This is a genomic window from Pinirhizobacter sp. (assembly GCF_035317885.1).
In the GTDB taxonomy this organism is placed as follows: Bacteria; Pseudomonadota; Gammaproteobacteria; order Xanthomonadales; family Rhodanobacteraceae; genus Pinirhizobacter.
This window is the reverse complement of the sequence record NZ_DATHFX010000003.1, coordinates 1-11,661: the sequence shown is the minus strand read 5'-3', so window position 1 is coordinate 11,661 and position 11,661 is coordinate 1. Positions and strand designations below refer to the sequence as shown.

Below are 11,661 nucleotides of genomic sequence, written 5' to 3'. Positions count from 1 at the left end.
CGAGTACCGTGCCCACGTTGAACATGGTCGTCGCGGTGGCATCCACCGACTGGCCGGCGTGGATCGAGCTGCCGTTGATCGCGCCTGTACCGGTAAGCGTCACCGAGCCCGTGGTGGCATCGATGCTGCCGCCGATGAGGTCGGTGAGCATGGCAAGGTCGATATCGCCATGGTCCGCCGTGGCGGTCAGGTCACCGCCGTGGACACGCAGCGGGGAGCCGATGCCGGTGCCGGACTGAAGCAGTACGGATGCTCCGTCGCCTACCGTGACATTGGCCTGGTGGCTGCCGTCGTCGGTGGCGATGATCGCCTTGCCGGCCTCGAGCGTGGCGCCGACGCCGGAGGTCGCGGCGCTAGTGGCACTGCCCACGGTGAGATCGCCCACGGCGGTAAGGTCGACGGGGCCGCTGGCTTGCACGGCGCCGACGACAGCATCGATACCGCTGGAGGCGTTGAGGTAGCCCCCGGTGGATGAGAGCGACGTAATGTTGAGATCACCTTCGGCCACCACATCCACGTTGCCGCCGACGGTGAGCGTGCCAATGTTCAGCGCGGTCGCGGTGGTGTCATCCAGGCGCACGAAGCCGCCCACGGTGCCATCGACCGTACCGGTGCCCGTGGAGAGTTGAAGGAACTTGCTGTTGTCGCCGAGGTATCCGACATTGCCGCCCGCGTCCAGCGTGATGCCGCGGCCGGTAAGCGCCAGGCCATCGAGCGCCTGCTCGATGTTGCCCAGGGTATGCAGCACCATCTGCCCGTTGCCGCCGATGCGATCGAAGACGAGGTCGTGGTTCAGGGCGCGCAGTACGACGTCCTGGCTGGCGTCCGCCGCCAGCAAGGTACCGCCGATGTCATAGGACACCGCGCGCTCAGCGGTGGTCACGCCACCGGTGGTACTTGCCACGTTGCCGATGCTGCTGCCCGAACCCACCAGCATGGTGAGATCGCCATTGGCCTTGATCACCGCCTGGTTCGGATCGGTGAGGGTGTTGTTGATGTTGCCCACCGCCACCAGGCTTACGTCCTTGTCGGAAATGATCCCGGCAAGGTTGAGGTCGCCGTTGGCCTGCAGGTAGATCGAGCCACCCGAGCCCGCCTGGTTCGACGCCGCCACGGTGCCGCCGGCGGTGAGGAACAGCGGCTGGGTCTGGCGCACCTGAATGCTTACCAGCGCGCCGCTTGAGTCACGGACCAGGGTGATGTCTCCCGGTGCGTTGGCGGCGGCCAGTGCCGCGGCGTCGGCGTCGCTCACCGTACCGTCGATCAGCGCGCTGGCTGCGATGGTGGCGGTATCGCCCAGTGCGCCGATGTTCTTCTTCGCGGTCAGGGTAACGTTGCGGCCCTGGATGTTCGGCGCCGCGCTACCCACCGGCTTGTTACCCGGATCGGTAAGCGCGGCGTTGTTCACCGCGCTCGTCAGCCAGCCTTCCTTCCAGAACGCGTTGTCGGTGAGCGCCTGTACCTGGGCGTCGTCGGCCACGTAATTGAACGCGGCCACCGGCGTGGTGAACTTGGCGGTCGTGGCGTAATCCGCGCCGATCAAACCCGTGAAGTAGGTGTTGTAGGTGGTGTAACGACCAGCCGCGTAGGCCTGGACATCGGCATCGCTTGCGGCGTGGCCGAGCTCGGCCGCAGCAAGCGAACGGTAAAGATCAAGCTTCGAGCTATTAAGCACGAACGTACCGCCCACCACCTGGCCATTGTCCATCAGGCCCTGGTACTGCGTGTAGTAACCGTCGGCCGTCTGCTCGATGCGCTGCTTGGTGGCCGCGGCGATGGCGCCGTTGTCGTCGGCGGTGGTCAGGTGCAAGGTCTCGCTGACCGTCTTCAGCTGGTCCGTGGACAGCGCCTGGCCGGAGGTGATGCCGGCGGCATCCACGATCGAACCGTCGGGCACGTCCACATTCACCGAACCGCCTTCGGACTTGATCAGCCCGACCAGGAGGTCGCCGCCGGTCTGGCGCACGTTGATGTCGTTGAGCGCGTCCAGGTTCACCACGCCGTGGTCCAGGCTGTGGTCGGCCGCGGTGGTGGCATGGGCGGCGATCACCAGCGGATTGCCGCCATTGAGCGCGCCACCAATGGCACCGCCAGCGCTAAGGGTGATGTCGCGACCCGTAATCGCCGTGCCGCTGCCGCCGGTGATGCTGCCGCCGGAGGTAAGCGTGACATCGCCGTACCCGGTGGTGGCATTGCCAGCCGTGACGTGGTCGAGGTCGAGCGCCGTGGTCGCGGCGATGTTCGTGCCCGCGGCACCGGCGTCCACCGACAGCTTGCCGCCGGTCATCACCACGTTCAGCGGGTTGCTGGCGTCACCGACACTGCCGGTGGCCTTGAGCGTGAGGCCGTTGCTGGTGATGCCGCCGGAGGCGCTGCCGGTGATCGATCCGCCGTTGCCCTGCGTCGCCAGGATGCTGGTGCTGCCGGTGGGGTTATAGATGTTGCCACCGAGCAACACGTTGGAGGCCGAGTTGATGTTGACCTGGCCCGAGGCATTGCCCTGGAAGTTGATGTGGAAGGTGTAGTCGGCCTTGACGGAGCTCGTCAGGTTGATCTGGGCGTCCTCGAAGTACCGGTATTCCCACACGCCGGCACCGGCGGCCTGGTCGGTCTTGCTGAAGCCGTAGTGGCAGCCTGAGCCAAGGTCGTCGCCGCAGCCGTGGTAGTACACGTCCACCGCCGACAGGAACTGTCCGTTGTTCACCGTGCCCAGGCTTGCCGAAGCCGTCATGTGCTCGTCGAAGGCATCGTGGTCGGTGGAGCTGGTGGTGACGCCGCTGGAGATCAGCAAGTACTGCGGCGTGCTTACGGCTGTGCCCGAGGCATCGACGTACTGCCAGTTGGTGATGGTGTCCAGGGTCGGTATCGGGCGCGACAGGTTCACCTGCTGCTGCCACTGGTAACGCAGGCCGGCGGTGGGGTCGTACTGGATACCCTGGCTGTCGGTGGTGAAACCGGTGAACTGCACGGCGCTGGCGACGTCCGTGGCACCGTTGGAGTTGGTATAGACCTTGGTGCCCGAGCCCTGGGTGTCGACGTACCAGAAGGTCTGGTAGACGCTGTTGCCACCCACATTGTAAGTCTTGAAGTGATCGGTGATCTTCAGCTCGCCCACCGCGTTGTTGCCGGTGTTGATGTCCGCCATCTGCACGGGGACATTGGTGAGGTTGTTGTTCACGGTGACGTGGCCATAACCATCGTTGATGGTGATCTGGCCGATCGCCTTGGTGCTGATGATGCCGCCGTCCAGCGAGACGAAGCCGCCGCCCGAGGCATTGACGTTGTTGACGACGATATGCCCGGAATCGGTGTCGTACTGCACCAGGTGCGGCGAGCAGGTGGCGCCGCCGGACACGCACCAGGCAGACGTGGGCACGTCGACGATGCCGTGGCCCGGGGTCTGCGCATTGATGAACGTCTGCACCTGCGTATCGAGCGTGATGGTGTACGTGGTCGGACGGCCAGCCGTGATCTGGCTGTCGATGTCGATCCACTTGGCGTTCACCGCCACCGTCTGGGCGGTGAGGGCCGAAGCCCCGCCCGCCGTCGTCGGGGTGGGATCAGTCGCCTGGCTGGTGCTGGTGGCCAGGGTGTAGATCAGCGGCAAAGACTGATTGTGGAAGTTGAAACTTCCCGAGCTTGGATTGGAACCGCAGGCACTGTTCGCGTACGGCGCGCACTGGCCGAGGAACATCAGCGAAACGCCCCCGATGTTGCCGCCACCGGCCTGGTTGTACAGCATTGAGGTGAAGGCGTTGGCGTCGGTATAGGCGCCATTGGGGTTGTAGATGGCGTTGGCCACGTACATGATCGCGGAGTTCGCATCCCCCAGGTTGATCTGGTACGGCTGGTACGACGCCACCGGATCCGCACCGGAGTGGTAGGTACCGTCGGGCAGATAGACCGCCACCGCCCCGTTGGGCACGAACTCCTTGATCTGCTGCGCCGAGATCGGCGCGAACTGGCCCACCGAACCCGACGCATTGCTGATGTCCACCAGGCCATCGAGGTTCGAGATGGTGCCGCCCAGGAAGATCGCCGGACCCTGGGTGACGCTGGCCGGGGTGTTGTTCACGCTGCCGGTGTAGCTGTTGTTGAGCGTGATCGACGGTGCGACGTTGCTGGTATCCCGGTTCACGTGCATCGCCGTGTCGGAACTGTCGTTGGCGCTGCCGGTGAAGGTCACCGCGCCGCCGCCGCCGGTGGGGATGGTGATGTCGTTGAGCACCAGGTAGTCGGCGCTGGCGTTGGTAACGCTGATCGACGGGCTGCCGTGCGCATTGAGCGCGCCGCTGCCGGTGATGCTGCCGGCGTGCACGGTGACGTTGCCGCCCGCGGCATACAGCGATCCCAGCGTATAGGCCGGGGTGGTACCGCTGGTGGTGGTGCCCTTCAGGATGTCGCCCACCGACAGGTCGTCCGGGTTGCCGGTGACCGAACCCGGGTTGGTACCCGTGGTGGTGCCGACGGTCGTGCCCGTCTGCGTACCGTCGTCGTTGACGTTGCTGTTCTGCACACCCACGCCGGTCGGCGCTGTCGGCGCGCCCTGGCCGGTGACGATGGGGACGCCGCTATTGCCGCTGCTGTCTGTGTTGTCGGAGAGGCCGGCCAAATGATTGTTGATGTAATTCCACGGGCTGAAGTTCGCCGAGTACGTAACCTGGACGGGGGCTCCGGTGCTGTGCGTCAGCTGTCCGTTGGCATCGATGGCGATGCTGCTGTCGGCGTAGATGCCGGCGGTGACATTGCCCGCCAGGGCCAGCGCCTCGCTGCCATCGGCGCGCGCGTTGCTGTCGTCGCTGGTGACCGGGATGAAGCCGAGCTCATAGCCGTGGCCCGTACCCTCGGCGCTAACGCTGTTGGTACCGCGGTAGCTGCCCAGGCTGATGTCAGCACCGCCAAGCACGTTCGCGCCGGCACCGATAGTGGTGGTGGCGTTGCTATGGATGGTGGTGTTGGCCGAGCCCGTGGCGATGGCGATCAGCCCGATCACATACGACTGGCCGATGGTATCGGCCGAGAACAGCGACGGAATGAAGCCCGACGGATCCATGCCTGCAGTGAGGTTGATCTGGCCGAAGCCCAGCAGCATGGCGTTGGTGCCCACGCCCACCGACTGGGTGCTGTTGATCGTGGTGGACGCCGAAGAATCACCCAACGCACCACCGCCATAAGTGTGGGTGAGCGCCGATTGCGTGGTGGTGGACTGCGTATACGTGCCAATGCCGATGTCGCCGTTGGTCAGCAGCTTGTCGTCGTTGCCTACGGTGGCGTTGTTGGTGACGTTCACGGTGAGCGAATCGCTTGCGCCCGCGCCTGCTACCGCGCCACCGGAATCCAGCGACACCGTGTCGTTGGCAATGATCTGGCTGCTGGCACCCAGGCGGATGCGACCCGGATTGGCGAAGAGGTCGGTGCCACCGGTGTAGGTCAGGCCGTCGTACTTGGTGGCCAACTGGTCGGCCATGCCGCTGTCCAGGCCCGAAACGATGGTGGTGGAACCGCCGATGCTGGCCGTGGACGTACCTGTGAGCGTGGTGGTGTTATCGGCCGCGGCACCGGAGAGCACGCCGCCGCCACCGCCCTGTACCTGTTGGTGGGTGCCGACATTGGCGAACACATTGCTGCTGCCGATGTCGACGTAGCCGGTGGCATAGAGCCTGGCATTGCTGCCCACCGTGGCATTGACGTTGTTGGTCGCCGTGCTGGAGGCGAAGGCACCGCTCATGTTGGCGATGCCCGCGCCCACCGCGTTCACTTCGACGGCGTAGTTGTCGTTGTGCAGGGCGCCCATTTCGATGGCCGCGGCGTGCACGTTGGCGTTGTCGCCGATCGAAGCGGTGGTGGTGGTGGTGTTGGAGGTGCTGGCCACGGCCGCGTTGCCGGAGATCACGCCGCCGCTGCCGGCGGTGGCGTCGGCTTCGTTGTCGTCCGTGCCTAGGGCGGCAATGGCGAGGTCGGCGTTGCGCGTGGTCGCCGACGTATTCGAAGCGCCAAGGCCTGCGACCGTGCTGCCTGAGGCCTCGGCATCGGCCGCGGCCGCACCGATGCCCACCAGGCCCGCCGCGCCAGCGGTGGCCGAGGCGTCCTGATAGCTGATGTTGTTCGCGCTGATGGCGATCATGCCCATCGGCAGGTGTACGCCGGTCCCCGTGGTGGCGCTGACCTGCGCTTCCGATGTGGCCTTGGCCACGCTGGCATTGGCGCCCAGCAGCAGGCCGCCGGCACCGCCCACGGCCTTGGCGCGCACGCCGCCGGTGGTGGTGGCGCCGCTGGTGGCCGACAGCGTCGTGGCGCCGTTCGAAGTCAGCGTTGCGCTGTCGTCCACCAGGGTGGTGACGTGGGTGCCGGCATCGGCCGTGGCCACCGAAGCACCGATGGAAACGCCACCGGATACGGCCACGCCGAAGGCATCGGCTTCCACGTCCGGCTGGTCCATGGCCTGCAGGGCGATGGAGGTGGCGGTGATGTTGGCGCTCTTGCCAATCGTCGCCGAGATGGTTTCGTCATCGCTGGCGTTGGCATCGGCACCGTTGGCAGCAAGCAGAAGGCCCGCGGTGACTGCCGTTGCCTTGGCGGAACTTGAACCCTGGCTGGTGGCGCTGATGCTCAGCGCGCCGCTGTTGCCGATGGTGGTGTTGGCGGCGATACCCGCGTTTACCGAACCGTTCTTCTGCGCCTGCGACACCACCACGCCGGCAGCCGCGCCGCCGGCGACCAGGCCGCCGCCACGTGCCGCCACCGCGCTGTCGTCCTCGGCCGAGATGTTCACCGCGTTCGAACCGTGGCCGGTGATGTCGCCGTCGAGGCTGGCGTTCACCTGGTTGTTGAGCTGCGAGATGGACACCGCCGCGCCCAGGCCCACGAGGCCCGCCGCGCCCTGGTAGGCGCTGGTGGCCACGCTGTAGCTGCCACTTTCCGCGCCCGTGGGCGAGTAAGCCGTGGCCGTACCGTTGTTCGCCTTGGCACTGACCTTCACCAGGCCCGTGGCATCGATCGTCGAACTGGTGTCCACATGGGCACCGATGGCCTGGTTGACCACGCTGAAGCCGATCGCACCGCCGGCACCCAGGAAACCGCCGCCGGCCAGGTTGCCCACCACGTTGGTCACCGAGGTCGTGCCGGTGCCGGTAACGTTCAGGCCCACGGTGGTGATGGACGAATTTGACACCAGCGCCTGCGTGCCGTCCTGCGTGCGGTTGAGATTGTGGTTGCTGTCCAGCAGCGACACCTTGCTGGCGGCATTGATGGCGGCCGCGTCGCTGTCGCTAAGCTGCCCGCCCATCTGCGCGCTGCTCACGTTGGACGAACCACCGAAGCTGTTCATGGACGTCAGGCTGCCGTTGCCACCCTTGTCCAGTTCGGAAAGCGGATCGTCCCCGGCCTCGTTGCCGTTGAGCGAACCATTGCCCACGATCACCAGGCCCAGCGCGCCGCTGATGCCGGCATCGGCGCCCAGGGCGCCCGACACGGTGGTGACGTCGAGCGTCTTGTTGCTGACGGCGGCGACATCCACGGTGCCGGCCGACTTGATCGTGCTGTCCAGCACCGAGGCTGCCACGTTGCTTTCCAGCAGCGCTACATTGGCGACAGCGCCCACGCCGACGCTGCCGAGGGAAAGTGCCGCGCTGGCGGCGTTGGGTACCAGGTGGATGTTCTCGGTGGCATGCACGTTCAGCGCTTGCGCACCCGCATCGCCACTGCCCTGGTCCAGGCGAAGCTTCTCGGTGGTGGCCTTGGTGGTATTGCCCACGATGGTGAACGACGCCATGCCGGCTATCGCTGGGCCGCCCGCTCCAGCACCGCTGACCATGGTGCTGCCAAGGTTCACGTCGGACGTGGCGTTGACACCCACCGCACCGCTGGTATGCACCGCGGTATCGCCGGCAGTGCTGCCCAGCGTTGCCAGGGTGGTATTGGTCGAGGACGAAAGCAGGAAGGTGCCGGCCACGGCCACGCCGCCGAAGGCGCCGGCGCCACCGATCATGTTGGCGTCGGTCTCGTCGTGCGCGCCGATGGCGAGCGAGCCGGTGGTGAGCGAGCCGCCGAAAACATTGGCTTCGGTATCGGCATTGAAGACGTTGGTGACGCCCGTGCCCGCACCGCCGACAAGCCCGGCAGCCAGGCCGACCACCGCATCGACGCTGCGCTGGCTGGCTTCGGCGGCGACGTTGGTGGTGCCACGGCTGGTGAGCGTGGTGTTGGTGATCTCAGCCTTGGTGCTGCGATTGAAGGTGTTGACGCCTATCGCGCCAGTGGCGGCGACGTCGGTCGCACCGGCGGCCACGCCGGCCACGAAGGCGGCGTCGTAGGCGTGACTGCTGGCACGCACGTCAACGCTCTGCTGTGCGCCCGCACCGGTGTTGGACTGGTTGATGCTGGCGCCATTGATGTAGGCGTGCGTGCCGCCACCAAGCACATTGGCGTTGGCCATGGCGCTGATGGCCGCAGAGCCGAACGGATCGAACGCCACCGCGGCGCTGACGCCGAGCGTGGTTACCGCCTGCGACGAGGCCGCGTTCACGGCCAGGCCCGACACGTTGGCCTGGGTCTGCGAAAGATCCGGATTCACGTAGTCGGACGCGTCGTGGATCTGGGAAACGTCCAGGTCCGACGCATGGGCCAGCGTGCCGCTGTTCACGGCGAGCGTGTCGGAAGCGTCCTTGGCCAGCGCGTTGACGCTGGACCCGCCGTCGATATAAGCCGAGGTACTGTCGTTGAGGTAGTTCACCACCGCACCGATGCCAAGGCCTACCGCGTCGGCACTTATCCCCAGGCTGCCGGCGAACACGTCCACGCCCTGGCGGTTGGCCGCCAGTACGCCCACATTGTTCTCGGCGGTGACATGGGCGCCACCGGTGATGTCAGCACGGATCGTGGCGGTGGAGATGTTCACCGCGGCGGAAGCTGCGCCGCCCACCTGCCCGCCGCCTACACCGGCGGCCATGGTCTGGATGTTGGCGTCGAGCTGGTGCGCCGGGTCGCTGCCTTCGGCGTTCGGATTGGTGCTGGTGGCCGAGATCGTGATGTCCCTGGCGTGCCACGTGCCGCCGCTGAGCTCGGCGACAGTCTTGGTACCGATGTCGTTGACAGCGATCGAAGCACCGACGCCGGCGCCGGCCGAGGCACCGATGGAACCTGCCATCGAAAGGATCTTCGCGTCGTCCGTGGCCTTGATGGTGGTCACGTTGCCGCTGCTGTCCAGGTCGTTGCCGGTGGCGCTGGCATCGATGTCGTTGTCGATGGTGTTGACGGTGAGAGCGCCGGCCAGGCCAAGCCCTTCACCACCGGAAGCCGCGGCGGCCACGGTCTGGATCACGGCCTCGGAGGAGGCTTCCACATCCGTGCTGGCCGAGACATCGAGCGTGGAATTGCTCAACGTGGCATGCGTGATGTTGGCGATCGTGTTCACGGTGGATGCCGCGCCCACGCCGGCACCTTCAAAGCCGATGGCCAAGGTGCCGGCGTAGGCGTTGATGGCCGCGCTGTCGGTGGCGTTCACGGAGAGGTCGTGCATGGTGGCTCGCGCGGCGCCGTTGTAACCGGTGATGCCGTCGACCGTAGCCTGCGTGTGGTTGCCGATGATGTTGCCGCTGACCGAAACGCCCACGGCGATGTCGCCGGAGATCGCGCCGCCCACGGCCAGGGCATTGATGGACCCTGTGGAATCGGCGCCCACGTTCACCGCGCCGGTGGCTTGTAGCGTGCTATCGCTGAAAGTGGCCGAGGTATTGGCGCCGATGTTCTCCAGCGCGAAGCCCGCACCAGCGGCGGCCTGGGTGGATGCGGCGATGCCGCCAGCCAGGGCGTTGATGGTGCTCGAATCGTTGGCGTGCACGCCCACGCTGGCAGTGCTGATGTCGCTGCCGGTGATGGTGGCTTTGGTGTATGTGTTGCGGAGCGCGTCGGACAGGCTGCCGATGGCACCGGTGTCCTGCAGGCCGATGTCGTTGATGGCGAGCGAGGCGGTCAGGGCCACGCCGTCGGCACCGGCCACGCCCACGGCGGCGGCATTGATGGTGCCGGTGGAACAGGCGCTGGCAGAAACCGATGCCGTGGTCGCGTCGCAACCGGTAGCAACCGCGGTGCCCGTGGTCGTGACCTTGGCGTTGGCGATCGTGGACGAGGTCTGGTTGCCGATCTCATCGAAGGCCACTGCGAGGCCGGCCGAATCACCGCTGGTGGAGATGGAGATCGCACCAGCCAGGGTGTCGATGGTGGCAGCGTTGTCGGCCTTGGCCGACACCGTGGCGCCATTCACCGTCGTGGTTGTGCTGCTGGCCGCCGTGTCGCCGATGGTGGCCGAGACGTTGTCATTGATGAAGTTGGCGGTGACGGAGCCCGCGCCGGCGAAGTCGCCGTCCGACGCACCGATGCCGGCGGCCAGCGCGAAGATGCGCGTGCTGTCGATGGCATTGACGGCGACGTCGCCCGTGGTGTTCGTGTTGCCGCCGACCAGCGACGCGGCATAGGTGTTCGCAATGCTGTTGTAGGCAAACGACAGGCCCACGGCATCGCTACCGCCGGACAATGCGCCGGATACGGCGAAGATCGCCGAGCCGACATCCCCCTGCTGGGCCAGCGGGCCACCGCTGAAGTCGATCACGTCGGCGATGGACTTGCCATTGCCCGTGAGCAACGTGTCGTACGCCGCCACCGGCGCTCCGCCGATAGCACTGACCACGACATCGCCATGGCCGTCACTGATGGTGGAGCCGGTAATGGTGGCTTCGTTGTCGTTGTGGATGGTGTTGAAGGTGAAGGCGCCGGTGAGCTCCAGGCTGTTGTCGCCGGCAGACAGCGCGCCAGCCACGGAAGCCGAGGCAATGCGCGCGGCATTGAGTGCTTCCACCGAGGTATCGCCGAAGCCGTCAAGCGTGCTGCCGTGGATACCGGCGGTATTGGTGTTGCCGATGTCCGTATAGGTGACACCAATACCCACGCCCTTGCTGCCGCCGATGGCGAAGGCGCCGCCGCCGGCGCCGATGTCGGTGTGGTCGTAGCTGGTGACGTCGACCTTCGCGCTGTCATCCGCCGCGGTCAGCGTTGAATTACGGATGTCCGCCGTGGTGCTGTTGCTGGTGGTACCGATGGAGAACGAACCCGCCACCGAACCGCTCTTCTGGTCGCTGTTCTTGTTGTAGGCAAGGCCCAGGCCCAGGTCGACGATCGACCCGCCCGAGAGCGCCTGCACAGTAACGTCGCCGGCATGGCTGGCGGTGACGCCATCGAGCCAGGCCTGGGTGTCGTTGTCCATGAAGCTATACGCCACCGCTCCGGCAATGCCGGCGCTGGCCTTGCCATCGGTCTTGGCCGTGGCAAGCGCCGCCGAGCCGCTGGCGCTGATGAGGTCCGTCTGGTTCAGCGCGGTGACATCGATATCCGAGGCGGCGCCTGAGTTCTTGTCGATGGTGGCGCCGGTGATGAACGCCTTGGTATCGACGTTGCCAATGCCGACGGTGGCGCTGCCGGCCACGCCCACCGCTACCTTGGGCTTGGATTCGCTATTGCCCGCCTGCTCGGTCGAGCCTTCTTCCTTCTGGCCGGTCTTGAGCAGGTCGCCAAGCACGGGGATCTTGCCCAGCAGGGTATCGATGCCGAAGCCGCCGGTGCTGTCGTCGGTCTTGCCCTGCGTGGTGGCGAGGAAATCCGGACTCTGGT

1 protein-coding gene is annotated in these 11,661 nt (G+C 66.3%); it reads right to left on the bottom strand.

Features of this window, described 5'->3' with window-relative positions; all coding sequences use genetic code 11:
* A partial coding sequence (locus VK519_RS00020) for a beta strand repeat-containing protein (protein ID WP_324346441.1) occupies positions 1-11,661 on the bottom strand: 11,661 nt, incomplete at both ends.